20 protein-coding genes are annotated in these 19,234 nt (G+C 66.5%); 9 read left to right on the top strand and 11 right to left on the bottom strand.

The genetic code is table 11. From position 1 onward, the window contains the following. Nucleotides 1-55 precede the first annotated feature (55 nt). From BMX36_RS12565 to BMX36_RS12550, 4 genes are all read left to right on the top strand, one after another. A complete protein-coding gene (locus BMX36_RS12565; protein WP_093065932.1) occupies nucleotides 56-931 on the top strand; it encodes an aldose 1-epimerase family protein in 876 nt (291 codons plus the stop codon). After that, nucleotides 928-1,812, top strand: a complete 885-nt coding sequence (locus BMX36_RS12560; RefSeq protein ID WP_093065930.1) for an RsmD family RNA methyltransferase — start codon at nucleotides 928-930, stop codon at nucleotides 1,810-1,812. Before BMX36_RS12565 ends, BMX36_RS12560 begins: the two co-directional genes overlap by 4 nt. A gap of 58 nt (nucleotides 1,813-1,870) precedes the next feature. Next, complete coding sequence (msrB, locus tag BMX36_RS12555) at nucleotides 1,871-2,266, top strand: peptide-methionine (R)-S-oxide reductase MsrB (protein WP_093065928.1); 396 nt, start codon at nucleotides 1,871-1,873, stop codon at nucleotides 2,264-2,266. A 91-nt stretch (nucleotides 2,267-2,357) separates the two neighbouring features. After that, on the top strand, nucleotides 2,358-4,490 hold the full coding sequence (locus BMX36_RS12550) for a transglycosylase domain-containing protein (RefSeq protein WP_093065926.1): 2,133 nt from the start codon (nucleotides 2,358-2,360) through the stop codon (nucleotides 4,488-4,490). Here the strand turns inward: BMX36_RS12550 and BMX36_RS12545 are convergent. Genes BMX36_RS12545 through BMX36_RS12535 form a run of 3 tightly spaced genes read right to left on the bottom strand, consistent with a single transcriptional unit; the run spans nucleotide 4,448 to nucleotide 6,190 of the window. After that, entirely contained in the window at nucleotides 4,448-5,140 is a 693-nt protein-coding gene (locus tag BMX36_RS12545; RefSeq protein ID WP_093065924.1) for a M48 family metallopeptidase, read from the bottom strand. The two genes, BMX36_RS12550 and BMX36_RS12545, sit on opposite strands and share 43 nt — an antisense overlap. A gap of 40 nt (nucleotides 5,141-5,180) precedes the next feature. Then, on the bottom strand, nucleotides 5,181-5,612 hold the full coding sequence (locus tag BMX36_RS12540) for a YcgN family cysteine cluster protein (RefSeq protein ID WP_177179130.1): 432 nt from the start codon (nucleotides 5,610-5,612) through the stop codon (nucleotides 5,181-5,183). Further along, nucleotides 5,609-6,190: an SCO family protein gene (locus tag BMX36_RS12535; protein WP_066775141.1), complete on the bottom strand. Its 582-nt coding sequence runs from the start codon at nucleotides 6,188-6,190 to the stop codon at nucleotides 5,609-5,611. Before BMX36_RS12535 ends, BMX36_RS12540 begins: the two co-directional genes overlap by 4 nt. 61 nt (nucleotides 6,191-6,251) lie before the next feature. On the opposite strand from BMX36_RS12535, the gene BMX36_RS12530 reads away from it, so the two are divergent. After that, entirely contained in the window at nucleotides 6,252-6,848 is a 597-nt protein-coding gene (locus BMX36_RS12530) for an ankyrin repeat domain-containing protein (protein ID WP_331710368.1), read from the top strand. Nucleotides 6,849-6,936: 88 nt separating this feature from the next. On the opposite strand, the gene BMX36_RS12525 is transcribed toward BMX36_RS12530, so the two are convergent. Continuing rightward, on the bottom strand, nucleotides 6,937-7,521 hold the full coding sequence (locus BMX36_RS12525; protein WP_066775145.1) for a TetR/AcrR family transcriptional regulator: 585 nt from the start codon (nucleotides 7,519-7,521) through the stop codon (nucleotides 6,937-6,939). 244 nt (nucleotides 7,522-7,765) lie between these two features. Between BMX36_RS12525 and BMX36_RS12520 the strand changes: the two genes are divergently transcribed. Then, on the top strand, nucleotides 7,766-9,100 hold the full coding sequence (locus tag BMX36_RS12520; RefSeq protein WP_093065921.1) for an MFS transporter: 1,335 nt from the start codon (nucleotides 7,766-7,768) through the stop codon (nucleotides 9,098-9,100). A 12-nt stretch (nucleotides 9,101-9,112) separates the two neighbouring features. On the opposite strand, the gene BMX36_RS12515 is transcribed toward BMX36_RS12520, so the two are convergent. After that, nucleotides 9,113-9,442 (bottom strand): hypothetical protein, encoded by a 330-nt coding sequence (locus tag BMX36_RS12515; protein WP_066775156.1) that lies wholly within the window; start codon nucleotides 9,440-9,442, stop codon nucleotides 9,113-9,115. A 165-nt stretch (nucleotides 9,443-9,607) separates the two neighbouring features. Here BMX36_RS12515 and BMX36_RS12510 point away from each other — a divergent pair, with 165 nt between their 5' ends. Genes BMX36_RS12510 through kynU form a run of 3 tightly spaced genes read left to right on the top strand, consistent with a single transcriptional unit; the run spans nucleotide 9,608 to nucleotide 13,862 of the window. Next, complete coding sequence (locus BMX36_RS12510; protein ID WP_177179129.1) at nucleotides 9,608-11,758, top strand: DUF3857 domain-containing transglutaminase family protein; 2,151 nt, start codon at nucleotides 9,608-9,610, stop codon at nucleotides 11,756-11,758. 41 nt (nucleotides 11,759-11,799) lie between these two features. After that, nucleotides 11,800-12,624 carry a tryptophan 2,3-dioxygenase gene (locus BMX36_RS12505; protein ID WP_066775162.1) on the top strand — a complete coding sequence of 275 codons (825 nt, stop codon included), beginning with the start codon at nucleotides 11,800-11,802 and terminating at the stop codon, nucleotides 12,622-12,624. Next, a complete protein-coding gene (gene kynU, locus BMX36_RS12500; RefSeq protein WP_371262882.1) occupies nucleotides 12,621-13,862 on the top strand; it encodes a kynureninase in 1,242 nt (413 codons plus the stop codon). The genes BMX36_RS12505 and kynU overlap by 4 nt, the downstream gene beginning before the upstream one ends. A 177-nt stretch (nucleotides 13,863-14,039) precedes the next feature. Here the strand turns inward: kynU and BMX36_RS12495 are convergent, their stop codons facing one another. From BMX36_RS12495 to BMX36_RS12470, 6 genes are all read right to left on the bottom strand, one after another. Next, entirely contained in the window at nucleotides 14,040-14,543 is a 504-nt protein-coding gene (locus BMX36_RS12495; RefSeq protein ID WP_093065917.1) for a hypothetical protein, read from the bottom strand. An 11-nt stretch (nucleotides 14,544-14,554) separates the two neighbouring features. Beyond that, nucleotides 14,555-15,532: an L-histidine N(alpha)-methyltransferase gene (egtD, locus tag BMX36_RS12490; protein ID WP_066781442.1), complete on the bottom strand. Its 978-nt coding sequence runs from the start codon at nucleotides 15,530-15,532 to the stop codon at nucleotides 14,555-14,557. Nucleotides 15,533-15,598: 66 nt separating this feature from the next. Continuing rightward, complete coding sequence (egtB, locus tag BMX36_RS12485) at nucleotides 15,599-16,852, bottom strand: ergothioneine biosynthesis protein EgtB (RefSeq protein WP_093065915.1); 1,254 nt, start codon at nucleotides 16,850-16,852, stop codon at nucleotides 15,599-15,601. Between the two features lie 160 nt (nucleotides 16,853-17,012). Then, complete coding sequence (locus BMX36_RS12480) at nucleotides 17,013-17,249, bottom strand: twin transmembrane helix small protein (RefSeq protein ID WP_093065914.1); 237 nt, start codon at nucleotides 17,247-17,249, stop codon at nucleotides 17,013-17,015. Between the two features lie 9 nt (nucleotides 17,250-17,258). Then, the gene (gene gluQRS, locus BMX36_RS12475; protein WP_093065912.1) at nucleotides 17,259-18,089 is read right to left on the bottom strand and encodes a tRNA glutamyl-Q(34) synthetase GluQRS; all 831 of its coding nucleotides are present in this window, start codon (nucleotides 18,087-18,089) and stop codon (nucleotides 17,259-17,261) included. 318 nt (nucleotides 18,090-18,407) lie between these two features. Then, a complete protein-coding gene (locus BMX36_RS12470; protein ID WP_093065910.1) occupies nucleotides 18,408-19,199 on the bottom strand; it encodes an enoyl-CoA hydratase/isomerase family protein in 792 nt (263 codons plus the stop codon). Between the last annotated feature and the right edge of the window lie 35 nt (nucleotides 19,200-19,234).

Below are 19,234 nucleotides of genomic sequence, written 5' to 3'. Positions count from 1 at the left end.
TTCGACAAGCTCAGCCCGAACGGGGTAGAAATGGCGACAACACCGTGGAGGTAAAGTGACCGACTGGATCACCATCGCGAACGATCACCTATCCGCCGCCATCAACCCCCTTGGCGCGGAACTCTCCTCGCTGAAGGACGCTGCCGGCCGCGAGCTGATGACCGATGCCGATCCTGCGTTCTGGACGGGCCGTGCACCCTTGCTCTTCCCCGTCGTCGGCAAGCCCGCCGGCGAGGTGATCCGGGTCGACGGCCGCGCCTATCCGATGAAGCAGCACGGCTTCGCCCGCCGCCTGCGGTTCACGCTGATCGACCATGGTCCCGCGCACGCGACCTTCCGCTTGCAGGATAGCGACGAGACGCGCGTCCATTATCCCTTCGCCTTCACGCTCGAGGCGACCTACCGGCTCGAAGGCGCGACGCTCCTGACCGAGATCGTCATCGCCAATCCGAACGCGGCCGATCTGCCGGCGAGTTTCGGTTTTCACCCCGCTTTCGCCTGGCCGCTGCCGGGCGGCGCGGAACGTGGCCAGCACGTCATCACCTTTGGCCAAAATGAGCCGGATGGCGTCCGACCCATTGCCGATGACGGCACGATAAAGGCCGGTTCACTCCCGTCGCCGCTGGACGGGCGCACGCTCCACCTCGCCGACAATCTGTTCGCGCACGATGCCCTGGTGTGGGATAACGTCCGCTCGTCCAGCGTCACCTATGGCGCGCCCGAGGGTCCCGCCCTGCGGATCGACTTTCCCGATACGCCGATGCTCGGCATCTGGACCAAGCCGGGCGCCCGTTACATCTGTGTCGAGCCTTGGCACGGCATCGCCGATCCAACTGGTTATGCGGGGGAACTTGCTGATAAACCCGGCATTTTTCTCGTGCCGCCGGGTGGTTCCAAGTCCATCAGCATGGCGGTAACGCTTCTTCCATGAAACTCGATACGCTCATCGGTGAACCCTGGGGTGATTACGGCCTGGTCGATTGCGGCCATGGCCGGAAGCTGGAACGCTATGGCGACTATCGCTTCATCCGCCCCGAACCGCAGGCGCTCTGGGCCCCCGCGCACGGGAATTGGGATGCGCACGGCGAGTTCATCCCCGGCAGCGACGAGGACGGCGGCGGCCAGTGGCGCTTCAACCGTGCCACCCCGCGCGACGGCTGGCCGCTCGCCTGGGGAGTCGGTCCGGGCACCGTCCGCTTCACCGCGCAAAACACGCCGTTCCGACACCTCGGTTTCTTCCCCGACATGGCGCCGGTCTGGTCATGGCTGCGCGAGCGGCTGGATGGCGTGGCCGAGCCTGAGGCGTTGAATTTGTTCGGTTATACTGGCGTCGGGACGCTCGCGCTGTCGGCGGCGGGCGCCAAGATGGTGCACGTCGATGCCTCCAAGAAATCGGTGGAGGCGGCGCGCGCCAATGCGAAGCTGTCCGGCATGGCGGATCGGCCGGTGCGCTGGATCGTCGACGATGCCGCCAAGTTCGTCGCGCGCGAGGTGCGCCGCGGCCGCCGCTACGATGCGATCCTGCTCGATCCACCCAAATACGGCCGCGGGCCGGATGGTGAGATCTGGCGGCTGGAGGAGCATCTGCCGGGCCTGATTGCCGACTGCCGCCAGCTGCTCGACGGTAATTCGCGGGCCTTGTTCCTCACCGTCTATGCGGTGCGCATGTCGGCGCTGGCGATCGGCGAGATGCTGCGCCAGGCCTTCGCCGATATGCCAGGCACGGTGGAAGCCGGTGAGCTTGGCGTCCGCGAGGAGGCGCGCGGCCTGGTGCTGCCGACCGCGATCTGGGCCCGCTGGTCGAACGACTGACTTGCACCGCGCACCCTGCGGACCCAGATGCAGAGCCAATCACGGAGAGCAGTCGTCCATGGATCAGTTGAACCTGTCGGAAGCCGAATGGAAACAGCGGCTTAGCCCGGAGCAATATCACGTGCTGCGCGAAGCCGGCACGGAGCGGGCGTTTGCCGGCAAGTATAATGACTATAAGGCGGACGGCATCTATCACTGCGCCGCCTGCGCGCTCGAGCTGTTCGACAGCGCCGACAAATATGACTCCGGTTCCGGCTGGCCCAGCTTCACCCAGCCCATTTCTCCGGAGGTCGTTTCCGATCATCGCGACACGAGCCACGGGATGGTGCGGATCGAGACCCGCTGCGCGCGATGCGACAGCCATCTCGGGCACGTCTTTCCCGATGGCCCGCCGCCGACCGGTCTTCGCTACTGCATGAATTCGGTCAGCCTCGATTTCCGCGCCCGCAAGTGACCGCTCCTCCGTCCGCCGGCTCCGTCTGGCGCGGCGGAGGTAGCCCATCTTGTTAAGCACAGCCTAAGCTTCTATCCCACAAGGCGCTTCGATGGCCCGCGCCCCTGCTCCCCGTTCGCCCTGGCGCCGCCGCCTTTCGATCACGATCAAGCTGATGATCGCGCTCGGAGTGCTGGCGCTTGGTGCTCTTGTCACCGCGGTGTACATCGCGCGTGCGCAGCTGCCCTCGTTCGAGGAGCTGAAATCCTCGCCCAACGGCCAGATGATCCGCGTGCACGCGGTGGATGGCACGGTGCTGGTATCGATCGGCCCGAGCTACGGCGAATGGCTGCCTTTTGATCGTATCCCGCGTGTGATGCGCGATGCGACCATCGCGGTAGAGGACAAGCGCTTCTACAGTCATCTGGGCGTTGATCCGATCGGCGTCGCGCGCTCGGTCAAGGTACGCCTCGATCGCGGGCGCTGGGTGCAGGGCGGCTCCACCATCACCCAGCAGCTCGCCCGCAATGTCTTCCTCAACAATCAGAAGAAGTTCGGCCGCAAGTTCCGCGAATGGATCCTTGCGCTGGCGATGGAGCGCAAGTTCACCAAGGATCAGGTGCTCGAGCTGTACCTGAACAAGGTCTATTACGGCGGCGGCGCTTATGGGATAGATGCCGCGTCGCGCAAATTCTTCGGCCATGGCGCCAATCGGCTGTCGCTGAGCGAGGCCGCGATTATCGCCGGGCTGGTCAAGGCGCCGTCCAACTACTCGCCCACCGCGGACGCGCAGGCGGCGGTTGACCGTGCGCAGGTCGTGCTGCGGGTGATGGCCGAAAACGGCGTGATCAGCGCGGGCGAGGCGGCCGATGCGAACCCGGACGCGGTAAAGCTCGCGCCCGAGCCCAAGCAGAACAGCGTTCGTTACTTCACCGATTGGGCGTTGCCGCAGCTCGAATTGCTGATCGATGAAACGGAACGGCCGCTTGAGGTCTGGACGACGCTTGATCTGAACATGCAGCGGGCGGCCGATGCGGCCGTGCGCGCCAATGCCCCCGCCGGCGCGCAGGGCGCCTTGGTGGCGCTGGACCGCGACGGCGCGGTTCGGGCGATGGTCGGCGGCAAGGACTATGTGTCCTCCATCTACAATCGTGCCACTCAGGCGCAGCGCCAGCCTGGCTCCGCGTTCAAGCTCTTCGTCTATCTGGCGGCGCTGGAAGCGGGAATGACGCCCGAATCCACCGTTGTCGACGAGCCGGTGTCGATCGGCGGGTGGAGCCCCAGGAACAGCTCCCGACGTTTCTCCGGACAGGTCACGCTGCGCACGGCGTTCGCCTATTCGCTGAACACCGTGGCGGCGAAGCTTGGGCAGCAGGTCGGCTTCACCACCGTTGCCGACATGGCTCGGCGTTTCGGCATCACATCCACGATCAACACGCATCCGTCGATGGTCCTTGGAACCTCGGACGTCCGCCTGATCGACATGACCCGCGCCTTCGCCAGCGTTGCCAACAAGGGCGTGGCGGTGACGCCGTTTGGCATCACCAAGGTGACGGCGAACAATGAAGTGATCTTCGAGCATGAGGTGGATCGCAGCCGCGTGCTTGTCGCGCCCTATGTCGCGGCGCAGATGACGGATCTGCTTCAGACGGCGGTCAACACCGGTACCGGCCGCGCGGCGCAGATCGGACGGCCGGTGGCTGGCAAGACCGGCACCACCTCTTCATCCAAGGACGGATGGTTTCTTGGCTTCTCGTCCGGGCTCACGACGGGCGTCTGGATGGGGCGTGACGATGCGAAGGCGGTCGGCGGCCTGCAGGGCGGCGCGGCGCCGGCGCGCGCTTTTGCGCAGTTCATGGGCAAGGCGGTGTCGAAGCGGCCGATCGAACAGTTCGAAACCGAAGTGACGCTCCCCGAATGGCAGCTGGAGCCAGATGAAGAGAGCTATTTCGGGGAGCCGGACAATAGCGTCTTCGTGGATGAAACCGGCGCGCCGATCGCGGTGGACGGCGTGCCACTGCCGGATGACGGCTATGGCCGGGGCGTTGAGCGACCCTCGCCGCGTGGCGAACGTCCGGTTCCCGAAGGCTATTATGAGGAACCGCCAGCGCCGGCGGCGCCCGAACAGCGGCTGGATCAGGATTGGATCGACCGCGTGACGGGGCGCGAGCCGCCCCGCGAACCGCGTCGCGATCGACGGGTTCAGCCGCCGCCGCCGCCGGTCGAGGAACGCCCATACCAGTGAAGCGAAGCGCCGTTGGTGCGTAGCCACTGGCGGTGCGGAGTCGGATCTTCGCCATAGATCGCCTCAACCAGGGCGTGAAACGCGGGCGAATGGTTCATGTGGATACGATGGGCGACCTCGTGCGCGGCGGTCGCCTGCCGGACGGCGGCCGGCGCCAACAGGAGGCGCCAGCTATATCGTATCGCTCCGTCGCTGGTGCAGCTTCCCCAGCGGCCGCGCGGGTCACCGATCGACACGCGCGCGACGCGCACACCAGCGCGATCGGCATAGAGGCTGGTGTCAGCCTCCAGCAGCCGCAGCGCTTCCCGCCGCAGCCAGCCTTCGACCCGCCGAGCCACGGTCGCGGACGCGCCGGAGAGTAGCAGCCGATCGCCTTCCCGCCGCACGATGCGTGATGCGCCCTCCCGCCACTCGATCGTCAACCTGTCGTCGGCGACCGGAATGATGGCGCCCGGCGCGAATGGCCTCGCCTGCGGCAGATTGGCACGCTGCGCCGCGATCCACTCGCGGTGGCCCGCGGCCCAGGCAAGCGCCTTGGTGGCGGAGGCCCGCTTGGGGATCGTCAGGCGAATCCGGCCGCTTGCGGGATCGAACGCCAGCTTGACCCGGCGGGCGGTCGGATGGCGGACAATCTCGATGTCTTCGGTCACAGACCGCAGGATATCGCCAGATCGGAGTGCCACGCGGCGATCACAGCCGGCGATCCGTCATGTGATACTCCAGTTCGCCGGCATCATCTTCGCTGATCGTCCATCCGCGAACGGACTCGCCGGCGCGATGCACCGCCTCGCGATCACCGGAGACAAGGTAATGCCATGCCGGCAGCGGCTCGCCATTCAAACGCAGCCGGTAGGCGCAGGTGCTGGGCAGCCACTCGATCGCATCCACGTTGCGCATGGAAAGGCGCACGCATTCCGAGACATAGGCGTGGCGATGGCGGTAATTGGAACATTGGCCGCTGCGGCGGTCGAGCAGGCGACAAGCAACGTTGGTGGCGAACAGCTCGCCTGTTTCCTCATCCTCCAGCTTGTGGAGGCAGCACTTGCCGCAGCCGTCGCACAGCGCCTCCCACTGCGCGCGGTCCAGCTTGTCGAGCGGCGTGTCTTCCCAGAAGCGGTTCATTCGGCCCAGCGTTTGATCTCATCGGCAATCGCCTGAGGTGCGCTGTCCTGCGGGAGCAAGGCGAGCGGCTTTCCCTCTGGCGACATCAGGTAAGCCTGGCGGCTGTGATCCATCAGATAGCCGTCCGGCGTGCCCTTGCCTCGCTGATAGAAGATGGCGAACTCCTTGGCCACCTTGGATATTTCGTCCTGCGTCCCGGTCAGGCCAATCATCCGCGGGTGAAAGGCGGAGACGAACTGCTTCAGAACCGCCGGTGTATCGCGCACCGGGTCGATGGTGACGAACACGGGAACGATCCGCTGGGCCAGCTCCGGATCGCTCTTGTCGAGCAGCTTCAGCGCGGCTGCCAGGTTCTGCACGTCGACGGGGCAGACGTCCGGACAGAAGGTGTAACCGAAATACATGATCCGGTACCGGCCCGCGAGGGACGAGTCGGACAGGCGCTTTCCATCCTGATCGGTCAGCGTGAACGAACCGCCGATCCTCGCCCCTTCCAGCGGCGGGCGGGCCGGCGATTGCGCCGGGGAGCAGGCGACAAGGGCGAGTGGCACTAACCAGGCAAGGGCACGGACATTCATGGCACCGCCAGCCTTGATCTGTTAGGGCGGGCGCCGCAACCATCAGATGGATCGTTTGCCAGTGAAGACGCTTAGCCGCCTGTTCGTCCCCCTGTTCATTCTTGCTGCCTTTCCGGCCGCCGCGCAGCAGCAGTCGCAGGGGTACAAGTTTCTTGAAGCCGTGCGTAAGTCCAAGGGCGATGAAGTCGTGCAGATGCTTGATCAGCCCGGTCAACGCATCGTCAACGCCCGCGATATAACCACGGGTGAAGGGGCGTTGCACATCGTGGTGAAGCGCGGCGACGGAACCTATCTGCGCTTCTTGCTGGCACGCGGGGCCGATCCGAACATGCGTGATGGTCGTGGCGACACCCCGCTGCTGCTGGCGGTGCAATATGGCCAGAATGCGCTGGTCGACATTCTAACGGCAGCGAAGGCGAACCCGAACTTGGGTAATGGCGGTGGTGAAACGCCGCTGATCCGTGCGGTCCAGAAGCGTGATCTCCCGATGGTCCGCAGCCTGTTGGCGGCAGGCGCCAACCCTGACCAGACCGACAACATCGCCGGCATGTCCGCCAGGGACTATGCCAAGGCCGACACGCGCTCTCCCGCCATCGCCAAGCTGATCGACGAAAAGCCCAAGCGTGCGGTCCGTGCCGTCGCCGGTCCGCGGATGTAATAGGGCCAACGGACGGTAAGCGACGGCAAAAGAGCTATGCCGCATCATCTGATCGCCTGCGCGCTAATCGGCGCCGCTGCCCCGGCGGCTAGCGCGGGCGCAGGCCGTCAAACATCAGGCGAAGGGCGCCGCTGACCTGTGCCGCCGCCCGCTCGCGACTTTGCGACGGACGCACGACTGCACTGGCCATGCGGGCGGCCAGAACGATGTCGCGCGGCATGATCGTGTCGGCGATCTCACCGCGCTGCCGCGCCACCGCGACAGCCGGCTCCAGGATACGTTCGAGCCTGCCGGCGAGCGCGTCAAAGGCTGCCCGGTTGCCCTGATCAAGCTGAAGATCGGCTGCGATCCTGGCGAACAGGGATGCCGCGACGGCGCCGTCCAGCACGAAGGCGGAAAGTATCTCGATCAGCGGGCGGGCGGGATCGAGCCCGCTTTCCAGCCGGTCCGCCTCACGCGAGAAGATCGCCAGGACCAGCGCCTCGCGATCCTTGAAGTTGCGGTAAAGCGTCCCGCGACCGACGCCCGCGCGCTCCGCGATCGTGTCGAGCGGTACGCGATAGCCCTCTGCCGTGAAGCACAGAACGGCCGAGGCGATCAGTGCCTCCCGCCGTTCCTGCGCATCCCGTCGCGGCGCTCGGCTCCGCTGCCGTTCTGGTTCGTCGAGCCCCATGCCAGGCTCCCCTATAGGCAGAAATTCGCGATTGTACCGCCCAACCATCGGTTCGGAGGGGAAATTTTTCGGTATGGTCGTGGCCCGAAACGGGATCATCTTGGCCGTGAACGGCCTCCATCCGGCGAAAGCCGGCCATTGGCGCAAACGCCGCTGGGCAAGCGCCGCTGGGCAAGGCAGGCGTGCCGATCTAAGCAACGCGGACGGCGCGGTCCCGTGCAGGTCGGCGCGAAAGGGGAGAGAGATGGACCACGAAGCCAGGGCTGACCTGTCCCATCTGCGCAAGGTGGTCGGCGCGTCGATGGCAGGTACCATCGTCGAATGGTATGAGTTCTTTCTCTACGGTACGGCCGCCACGCTGGTGTTCGGCAAGCTGTTCTTCCCGCAGACCGGCAACAACCTTGACGGCATCATCGCCGCCTTCGCCACTTATGCCGTCGGCTTCATCGCCCGGCCGCTTGGCGGGATAGTGTTCGGCCATGTCGGCGACCGGATCGGGCGCAAGTCGCTGCTGCAGTTCAGCCTGGTGCTGATCGGTGCCTCGACCTTCCTGATGGGCTGCCTGCCCGGCTTCGCGACGATCGGCTATTGGGCGCCCGCGCTGCTAGTGACGCTGCGCTTCATCCAGGGCTTCGCACTGGGCGGCGAATGGGGCGGTGCCATCCTGCTGGTGACCGAGCACAGCCCGAACCGCAGCCGCGCCTTTTGGGGCAGTTTCCCGCAGGCCGGCGTGCCGCTGGGCAACGTGCTCGCCACCGTCGTGCTCCTGCTTCTTTCCACCTTTTTGACGCAGGACGCCTTTCTCGCCTGGGGCTGGCGCGTCGCCTTTTGGCTGTCGGTGATCATCATCGCGATCGGCTATTACATCCGCACGCAGGTGAGCGATTCACCGCTGTTCCACGCTGCGCGCGCGGAGGCGGAACAGCGCAAGGATGCGGGGCATGGCGTTTCGCAGGTGTTCCGGCGCTATCCGCGGGCCGTGTTCAACGCGATGGGCCTGCGCTTCGGCGAGAACATCCTCTACTACATGGTCGTCACCTTCTCGATTACCTATCTGGCGCATCGCGGCATCGCGACCAGCCGCATCCTGGGGCTGCTGTTCCTGAGCCATTTGCTTCACGTGATCGTCATCCCAGCGGCCGGTGCGCTGGCGGACCGGATCGGGCGGCGTCCGGTCTACATCCTGGGTGCCGCGCTGGCGATTGGCTGGCCCTTTGCGGCCTTTCCGATGTTCGACACCGGGGACACGGCGACCATGCTGGCCGCGATCATGGCGGGCCTTGCGGTGCACGGCCTGATGTATGCGCCGCAGCCCGCCATCATGGCGGAAATGTTCCCGACGCGAATGCGCTATTCCGGCGTGTCGCTGGGCTATCAGGTGACGGCCATCGTTGCCGGCTCCTGGGCGCCGCTGATCGGGGCGGCGATGCTGCGTGCCTATGACAGCTGGGTCCCGCTTGCCATTTATGTGGGCCTGAGCGCCGCCGTCAGCCTGGTCGCCGCGCTGTTCATGCGCGAAAGCCGGGGCGTGTCGCTGCGCGCGCTTGATGCGGAAGATCGGCGGCGCATGGCCGGCTGATTGGGGGGCGGCTCAGCTTTCGGCGCTCGCTTCCTCGCGCACCGGGTCGCGCTGACGTCGCAGGCGAAGCCCCACGAAGAGCACGGTCGGCCAGAACAGCGTGTTCAACGTATCGCCGATCGTGTCCGGCCACCGCCATGACCCGTGATTGTACCGATCAATACATTCATTGAGCAGCTGAAGAACCACCACGAACACCAAGGGCACTGGCGTGGCGAGCGAACGGCGCGTGATCAGCCGGGCCAGCATGAGCGCGGCCATCCCGCCATGAACATGCGCGATCGTGTCGCCACCGCTGTTGAACAAGCCGGCAACGAAGTTCTTCAGGGCGACATAGTCCATGGAGCGCGCTTAGCTGTTGCGGCAGGCGCCTGTCATCCGCCGCCTTGCTCCCGATGGTCACTTCGTTCCTCAACAGGACGACCCGTGCGGCCCGTCCGCCAACATTCTGTCTCGCGGGGCGAGCTACGCGCTGATAGGCTGAGCCACGGGGATCCTGGGGGAAACATGCGGTTCGTTGGCTTTTCGATCGTTCTGGCGAGCGCGCTCGCCGGCAATGTGGCGGCGCAGTCGCGCCCTTCCGCAGCGGACGCGGCGGGCAAGCGCGTGGCCAGTGGACGGGAGGTGCGTTACGCGCCCAGTTGGGACTGGGTAATCGCCCCGCCGGCCGCAACCGAGGCACCGCTGCCTCCGGGCGCCCCGCTGCGCTTCGTCTATTCGGACAGCCAGGTGCGCGTCAGCAACGGCGTGCAGGACGAGTACCAGGCGTGGAAGGCGAAGCTTCTCTCGCCCGAGGGCCTGGCCATCGGCAACATCGCCGTCACCTGGTCCCCGGCCAGTGAGGAGATGATCGTTCACCGGCTGGCGATCATTCGTGACGGCAAGAGCATCGACGTGCTCGCGGCACAGAAGTTCGCCGTCATCCAGCGCGAAAATGATCTCGAACAGTCGATGCTTTATGGCGATCTGACCGCCACATTGCAGGCGGCGGGGCTTCAGGTCGGGGACGAGCTGGAGTTCGCGGCGACCAAGCGGCGTCGCGCGATCGGACCAGTCGACCGGGCCGATGGCTTCATGCAATTCCCGCTGATGGGCATGCGCGGCGCGTATCGCTTGCGCGTGCTGTCGCCCAAAGCCACGCCGTTGACGTTCCGCAACGCCGCCGACGTGCCGACCCCGATCGTGCGTGATCTGGGCGGTGAGGTCGAGCATCAATACCTGCTGGTCGATCCTTCATCCGTGACCGTGCCGGAGCAGGCGCCAGTACGGTATATGGTGAAGCGGCTGGTGCAGTTCAGCGACTATGCCGATTGGGCAACCCTCTCGCGGTCGTTCGCCGGCTCCTATGTGCAGGCAGCGGTGCTGGCGCCGGACTCGCCGGTGCGCGCCGAAGCTCGGCGGATCGCGTCGGAAACCAGTGATCCGGCGGGCCGCGTGGCAGCGGCGCTGCGGCTGGTGCAGGATCGCATCCGCTACGTCTATGTGGGGCTGGACGGCGGTAACTACCGGCCCGCCAATGCCGACGAGACGTGGAGCCGCAAGTTCGGCGACTGCAAGGGCAAGACCGCGCTGCTGATCGCCCTGCTTCAGGAGATGGGCATCGCCGCCGAGCCCGTGCTGGTGGCAAGCAAGGGCGGCGATGGCTTGGACGAGCGACTGCCCAGCCCGTCGCTGTTCGACCATGTGGTGGTGCGTGCGACGGTCAATGGCGCACCGGTGTGGCTTGACGGCACGCGGCTGGGCGATCGCTCGCTGGACGCGCTTGACCCGCCCTTGTCCCGCTGGGTCCTGCCGCTGCGCGCCAAAGGTGCGGCGCTGGAAGCGATCGTCTTACCCGCCCCACGCCTGCCGAACCGGGTCGAGGTGGTAGACATCGATGCCACCGCGGGTTTCGACAAGCCCGGCCGTTTCCGCATTCAGCAGACCCTGCGCGGCGACGAAATCTACGGCATCCGCGCGCAGCTGGCCGGGGTGGCCGCCAGCGACGCGGACAAGATGCTGGCCGCCTACTGGCGGCAGCAATATCCCGCGGTGGAGGCGACCCGTACCACCTGGCGCTTCGACGAGGACAATCGCTTGCTCGTGCTTGGCCTGGAGGGCGAGGGCAAGGTCGATTGGGAGGGCGACGCCAAGGAAGGGCATACCCATTATCTCTTCGGCGGCGGCTTTCCGCCCCCGTCCGAGCTGAAGCGGCCCAAGGATCAGCCGCAGGACGCGCCCTATGCCAATGATTATCCTGCCTTCTCCTGCTATGCCACGACGGTGAAGGTGCCACCGGCAGGCAAGGGCTTCCGCTGGTCCTTTTCCTCCAACCCGATGGATCGGACGCTGGGCGGCATCTCCTACTGGCGCATCTCGTCCTTCGACGGGCAGGTCGCGCGCATGGTGAAGAGCCGCCGGGTCGACGCGCCGGAGATCAGCGCGGCGGAGGCGGCGGCGCTGAACGCCGCCATATCAGGGTTCGACAACAACAAGGCTTATGTCTGGGAAGTGAAGGACAAGGGCTCGTCGATTGTGGCGGACGCGACCAACCGGTTCGGCAGTTTCGAGGATTTCGCCGGTGCCGCGCCGCCGTGCCAGAGCCAGGTGCGCACGATCGCCGCCGCCACGCCCGCGAAGGCACCCGCAGACAGGACCGAGAAGAGCGACGCGAACTAACGGGCTGCGCCGGATGGCGCTTTCGCGCTAGGGGCGGCGGCATGGAAAATCGCGCCAACCCTTCCGCCGAGGCACCGTCCGGAGACCTGACCTATACCGGCTATCTCCGGCTGGACGAGCTGCTCGCCTGCCAGACGCCGCTGTCCGACACGCATGATGAAATGCTGTTCATCGTCATCCACCAGGCATCCGAACTGTGGATGAAATTGTGCCTGCACGAACTGACCGCGGCGCGCCGGGCGATTGCGGAGGATCGGCTCGACACCGCGTTCAAGATGATGGCGCGCGTTGCGCGGGTGCAGCAGCAGTTGATCGGCAGCTGGGAGATCCTGGCGACGATCACCCCGGCGGATTATTCCGCGATGCGCGGCAAGCTCGGCTCAAGCTCCGGCTTCCAGTCGCACCAATATCGCGCGATGGAATTCCTGATGGGGAACAAGAACGCCGGAATGATCCGCGTGTTCGGTGATTCCCCGCATCTGCAGGCGCTGCTGCAGGATGCGCTGGAGCAGCCAAGCATCTATGATGAGGCGCTGAGAGCGCTGGCGCGGGCAGGGCTGCCGGTCCCGCAGGAGCAGCTGACGCGGGATGTGACTCAGCCCTATGAGGCGTCGCCCGAGGTGGAGGATTGCTGGCGCACGGTCTATGCCGCGCCCGAGCGTTACTGGAACCTCTATGAACTCGCCGAAAAGCTGGTCGATTTGGAATATCGCTTTCAGCTCTGGCGGTTCGGGCATCTGAAGACGGTGGAGCGGGTGATCGGCTTCAAGCGCGGGACGGGGGGCACGGCGGGAGTGCCCTATCTCGCGCGGGTGATCGATCAGGTGTTCTTCCCCGAACTACTGACGGTGAGGGCGGTCCTGTGACCCGCTGGCCCGATCTCGCCCAGGTCAAAGCCATGGACGCGGCCGATCCGCTGCGCGCCTGTCGCACGCGTTTCGCGTTGCCAGAAGGGCTGATCTACCTCGACGGCAATTCGCTGGGCGCGCTGCCCGTGGACACGCCGACGCGGATCGCCGCCACGGTCGAGGGGCAATGGGGTACGGACCTGATCGCGAGCTGGAACAAACATGGCTGGATAGACGCGCCGGCCAGGCTTGGCGCGCGCATCGCGCCGCTGATCGGCGCGGCGACGGATGAGGTGATCGTGGCCGATTCCACCTCGGCCAACCTGTTCAAGCTGATCACCGCCGCCTGCCTGGCGCAGCCTGGGCGGTCGACGATCCTGACCGAGCCGGGCAATTTCCCCACCGATCTGTATATCGCGCAAGGCGTGGCGGCGGTGCTGCCGGAGCGGCGGGTACGCACGATGCCGGCGGCGGAGATGGCGGCGGCGATCGACGGCGACACGGCCGTCGTGGTGCTGACCCATGTTCACTACAAGACCGGGGCGATGCTCGACATGGCCGGGCTGACGGCGGCGGCGCAGGCGGCGGGCGCGCTGATCCTATGGGACCTCAGCCATAGCGCTGGTGCGGTGGCGGTGGATCTTGGCGGTTGCCACGTCGATCTGGCGGTCGGCTGCGGCTACAAATATCTGAATGGCGGGCCGGGCGCGCCGGCCTTCCTTTATGTCGCGCGGCGATGGCAGGAGCGGCTGCGCTCGCCGATGACCGGCTGGATGGGCCATGATGCGCCGTTCGGCTTTGGCGACGAATATGCGCCGGGCGCGGGCATGAAGCGGTTCCTGTGCGGCACGCCGCCGATCCTTGGCATGGCGGCGCTTGCGGCGGGGCTGGATACCTTCGAGGGCGTGGCCATGACGGACGTGGTTGCGAAGAGCCGGTCGCTTGGCGACCTGTTGATCGCGGGCCTTGAGCAGCGGTGCGCCGGCGCGGGCTTCACGCTGGTCACGCCGCGCGATCCCGATGCGCGGGGCAGCCATGTCAGCGTGGCGCATGACCATGCGTGGGAAATCTCGCAGGCACTGATCGCGCGCGGCGTCGTCGGCGACTTTCGCGCGCCGGACGTGCTGCGGCTCGGCCTGACGCCGCTTTACACCGCGCATGAGGATGTATGGCGCGCGGTGGAGATCCTGGCCGAGGTGATGGAAAGCGAGGCGTGGCGCAACCCGGCCTATGCGGAGCGCGCGGCGGTGACGTGATCGCGCTGAAGGGAAGGCGGCGCTCGGGTTTGACCCAAGCTGCCGGAAGCACCTCCCCGGCGAAGGCCGGGGGCCAGGTGGGAAGGCGTCGTCAAAATCCGGTGTGCCTGCCGGCTCTATCGCGCAACCGCGTACAGCCTTCGCCGGGGAGGCGGATCAAACTGGCCGGATCAAACCCTAAGCCTGCAGCGCCTTGATCAGTGCCGCCTTGTTCATCGTGGAGCGGCCCTTCACACCTTTGGCGCGGGCCATCTCCAACAGCTCCGCCTTGGTGAGGTCGGCGTCGCCATGCCGGAAGGGCGCCGTCTTGCGGGCGACATCCGCCGGCTGCGCCGAATGCTGCTTGCCCTTCCTCGTGTCGCGTCGCTTCTGGGCGGTGGTGCGATCATGGTCGCGGTCGGTCAGCGCCTCGCGCGCCTTCTTGGGCAGATATCGCTCGCCGCTATCCTCGCTCTTCCGGCCCGAGCGGGTGCCCCAATCCTCCTTTGTCCATTGGTGAAGGCTGTTGTCAGCGTCCTTCCTGCCGCGATAGCCGCCGCCCGCCTTCTTATATTCGGCAACGGCAAGCTGCGCCTTGCGCGCTGACCATTCGCCCTTGTGACCGCCCTTGTCGCCGGCGGTCACCTTCGCCTTCACCTTTTCCCAAAGCGCGGGATCGTCGCGGTCGGCGGTGTCGCTCATCACCGGTTCTTTTATGGCGCGAGGCGCTCGGCCTGTGCCTCCGCCAGGATCACGGCGAACAGCCCGTCGGGGTCGGTCCATTCCGTCAGCGGCGTCCACCCGCCGGCGCGCAGGAGGATCCGGGCATCGCGCGGGCCGTATTTGTGGCTGTTCTCGGTATGGATCGTCTCGCCACCCGTGATCGAAAAGGGGCGACCCTCGACCTCGAATGACACGTCGCGCGTCGCCTCCAGATGCATTTCGATGCGCGCGCGATCATCATTCCAGATCGCGCGGTGGCGAAAGGCGTCGAGCGGGATCGTGCCCTCCAGCTCGCGGTTGATGCGGGCCAGCAGGTTGCAGTTGAACGCCGCCGTCACGCCTGCCGCATCGTCATAGGCGCGGATCAGCACGGCTTCGTCCTTGATCCGGTCCATGCCGATCAGCAGCCGTGCTCCTTCGCCAAGCGAACCGCGCATCGCCCGCAGCAGATCCACCGCCGCGCGCGGCATCAGGTTGCCAATGGTGGAGCCGGGAAAAAAGCCGAGCTTGGGCGCATCGGCGATGGTGCGCGGCAGATCGACCAGCCGGGTGAAATCCGCCTCGAACGGCAGCACCAGAAGGCCCGGGTAACGATCCGAGAGAAGACGCGACGATTCGCGCAGCATGTCGCCGGAAATGTCGATCGGAACATAGGCGCTGGGCTGCACGGCATCGAGCACCAGCGGTGTCTTGGTGGAGGAGCCGGAACCGAATTCGACCACCGCGGCGCCCGGCGGAACCTGCGCGGCAAGCGCCGGCGCGATCCGCTCAAGCAATGCGGTTTCGGTGCGCGTCGGATAATATTCCGGCAGGCGGGTGATATCCTCGAACAGGTCCGACCCGCGGCGATCGTAGAACCATCGCGCGGGGATGGCGCGGGGGCGAAGCTCAAGCCCGTTCAGCACATCCGCGCGGAACTGCGGATCGGCGAGGGACGCCTGGCCGTCCTCCATTTCCTGCTTCAGCATTGGCTTCCTTCCTGTTCGTGCCGCATGGACGACGGAGCGATGGGCCCAGCCTCCTGCCGGCTGGTGTCAGCGATCGCGGGCGAGCCGCACGCCGGTGAATTGCCAGCGCTGGTGAGGGTAGAAAAAGTTGCGGTAGGAGGCGCGCGCATGGCCGCGTGGCGTGGCGCAGGATCCCCCGCGCAGCACGAACTGGCCGCTCATGAACTTGCCGTTATATTCGCCCACCGCGCCATCCGCGGCGGCAAAGCCGGGATAAGGGCGATAGGCACTGCCGGTCCATTCCCACACATTGCCGAAGAAAGCCGGGGCATCGATGGCAGGGCGCGGCTCGATCGCGCGCGCCTCGTCAAGCTGATTGCCCCCGGCCGGGTCATGGTCGGCCGCGGCCGCTTCCCACTCCGCCTCGGTCGGGAGGCGGGCGCCTGCCCAGCTTGCATAGGCATCCGCCTCGTAGAAGCTGACATGGGTAACCGGCGCGGCGGGGTCGACCGGGCGGCGACCGTCCAGACCGAAGCGGGTCCAGACGCCGTCGCGCTCCTCCCAGTACAGCGGGGCGGCGATCCGCTCGCGCTGCAACCAGGCCCACCCGTCGGCAAGCCACCAGCGCGGCTCGCGATAGCCGCCATCGGCGATGAAGCTTTGCCATTCGCCGTTGGTAACAGTGCGATCGGCGAGCGAATGCGGCGCCAGCAGGGCGCGATGGCGCGGCCCTTCGCAGTCAAAGGCGAAACCCTGGCCGTCATGCCCGATCTCGACCACGCCTTCGTCACGATTGATCCAGCCGATCGGGCCGGGCATCGCGACCGGCACCTTCGGGGCGGCGGGCCACATGGCGGGCTCGAGCGGGTTTTCCGAAAAGAGGTGGAGAATGTCGGTCAGCAGCAATTCCTGATGCTGCTGCTCATGATGGCAGCCAAGCTCCACCAGATCGCGCACCGCACCGTCGAGGGTTGGCATGGCGGCGATCAGCGCCGCATCCACGGCCGCGCGATAGGTCATGACCTCCGCCAGGGAAGGGCGTGTGATCATGCCCCGGCGGCCGCGCGCGTGGCGGCGCCCCTCCGCCTCGTAATAGCTGTTGAACAGGAACGGGAAGCGCGGATCGTGCAGGCGATAGCCGGGCACGTGATCACGCAGGATAAAGGTTTCGAAGAACCAGCTGGTATGCGCCAGATGCCATTTGGCGGGGGAAGCATCGTCCATCGACTGTACGGTGGCATCGGCATCGCTGAGCGGGGCGACCAACGCCTGGGTCAGCGATCGGACACGGGCGAATTGCGCGGACAGATCATCGTGCGAGGGGGCTTCGCGCGGCTGCATCGCCTGTTGGACCTTCCACCATGATCGCCGGGGCGCCAACGCGCGCAGACGAGGACAGTGGAAAGGTGAACGCCCTTCCCGACCATCCGCTAACCGTGATCAGGGGTTAACCAACAGCCGGCCTTTTGGTTCATCATGCGGCGCGATGCCGCGGGTGAGATCAGGTGCGTCCGGCGGAGAACAGCAGCACGACCACGATGATGACGGCGAGCGCCTGGAACAAGATACGCTGCTGCATCATCTTGTTCGACTTGAGCTGGCTCTGGGTCGGCCCGGTGGGGCCGGTTCCCCGCGCCTCCGCGCTGGCGTTCTGCAGAAAGGCGACGATGCCGCGCACCAGCGCGACGAGCGTCGCAATCAGCGCCGCTACGAGGAGGATGACCAGAAAGGTTTGCATCGTTCCAATTTAGGGATCGCCGGTACCGATGGGAACCCGTCCCGCGCGCAGCTGCGCCGCCAGCGCCAGCCCGTCCGCGCCACGCTCGCGAAGGTCGGCCAGCGCTGGCGCCCCGTGGCGCTTGGCGAGGCGAACACCGTCCGGCCCGGTGAGGAGCGCGTGGTGGTGATAGGCAGGGGTGGGCAGGCCGAGCAGCGCCTGAAGCAGGCGATGGACATGGGTGGCGGCGAACAGATCCTGCCCGCGCACCACGTCCGTCACGCCCTGCCATGCGTCGTCGATCGTGACGGCCAGGTGATAGCTGGCGGGCGCATCCTTGCGCGCGAGCACGACGTCGCCGGCGGACAGCGGGTCCGCAGCGATGGTTTGGCCATGATCCCGCCAGTGAAGCGGCCCCGCCGCCTGCACCGCGCGTACCATGTCGAGGCGCCAGCAGTGCGGCCGATTGGAATGCTGTTCCGCCAGTGACCGGCAGGTGCCCGGATAGAGCGGCTCCGCGCCATGCGGGGCCGACAGGCTGGCCGCGGCGATCTCCGCTCTGGTGCAATAGCAGCGATAGAGGAGGCCCATGTCGCGCAGCCGGTCCAGAGCGGCGGCATAAGCGGGAAGGCGGTACGACTGACGAACCACCTCCCCGTCCCAGCTGAGGCCGAGCCAGGCGAGATCGGCGATGATCGTCTCGACATGCTCCGGGCGGCTGCGCGTGCCATCGATATCTTCGATCCGCAGCAGGAACCGCCCGCCGGCTGCGCGGGCACGGTCATGTGCTAGGATCGCACTGTACGCATGGCCGAGATGGAGGCGGCCGGTGGGTGAGGGGGCGAAGCGGGTGACGATCACGCGCGGGCATGTGTAGAGGCGGCGGCGACGGGGCAAGCCTTTCGGGGCAAGACCAGGGTCCAAGCGACAAGAGGAAGTGGCAGTCGCCACTTTCCTTGTGCCCGGACCTCGGCTTCTACCAAATCGCGCCCGGACGTATGAACCGGGTTCGAGAACGAGATCCAGCTAGTTTGACCCGCCTCCCCGGCGAAGGCCGGGGCCCAGTTGCGGAGCAAAGCCGGCACGCGCAGCGGCTGTTACAAACGCTGTCCATCTGGACCCCGGCCTTCGCCGGGGAGGCTCCTCCAGGAGACTGGATCAAGTCTTGTGCACCGGGATCTAGCGTCCGCTGAAGACCGGTTCGCGCTTCTCCATGAAGGCGGCAACGCCCTCCTTGTGGTCCTCGGTCGCCATCAGCCGGCGGATCGTCTCGATCGCCCATCCGCCAAGCTCACGCGGATCGCCATAAGCGGCGCGGCGCAGGCCTTCCTTCATGTAGCGCAGTGCCAGCGGCGGGTTGGCGGCGATGCGTGCGGCGAGCGCCCGGGCCCGCGCCATCAGCTCGTCATGCGGCACCACCTCGCGCACCAGGCCGATCCGCGCCGCTTCCGCCGCGTCGATCACGTCGCCGGTGAACAACAGCTCAGCGGCCTTGGCCGGCCCGACGATGGAGGGCAGGCGATAGAAGCCGCCGACATCGCACACCAGGCCGCGCTTGATGAACAGCTCGGCGAATTTCGCCTTCTCCGAAGCGAGGCGGATATCGGCATAGAGCGCCAGCTCCATGCCCCAGCCGACCGCAGCGCCATTCACGGCGGCGATCACCGGCTTGTCGCATTCCAGCGCCGCCATGGCGGCTGGTGTCGGCTGGTGGCGCACCACCGGCGGCGCCTTTCGTGCGGTGAAGGAATCGGGGCCGGCCATGATCTCGGCCACGTCGTCGCCCGAGCAGAAGGCGGGATCGGCGCCCGTGACGATCACGCAGCGCACTTCCTCGTCGGTCACCGCGCGCCGGAATTCTGCCTCGAGCCGGGCATAGGCATCCCAGTTCAGCGCGTTGCGTCGTTCCGGGCGATTGAGCGTGATGGTCGCGACATGATCAGCGACCTCGTAGGTAACAGTTTCGGTCAACTATCCTCTCCCCTTGACCCGGTGATTCGCCGGCT

This window comes from Sphingomonas sp. OV641, assembly GCF_900109205.1.
Lineage (GTDB): Bacteria > Pseudomonadota > Alphaproteobacteria > Sphingomonadales > Sphingomonadaceae > Sphingomonas.
This window is presented reverse-complemented; position numbering and strand designations above follow the sequence as displayed.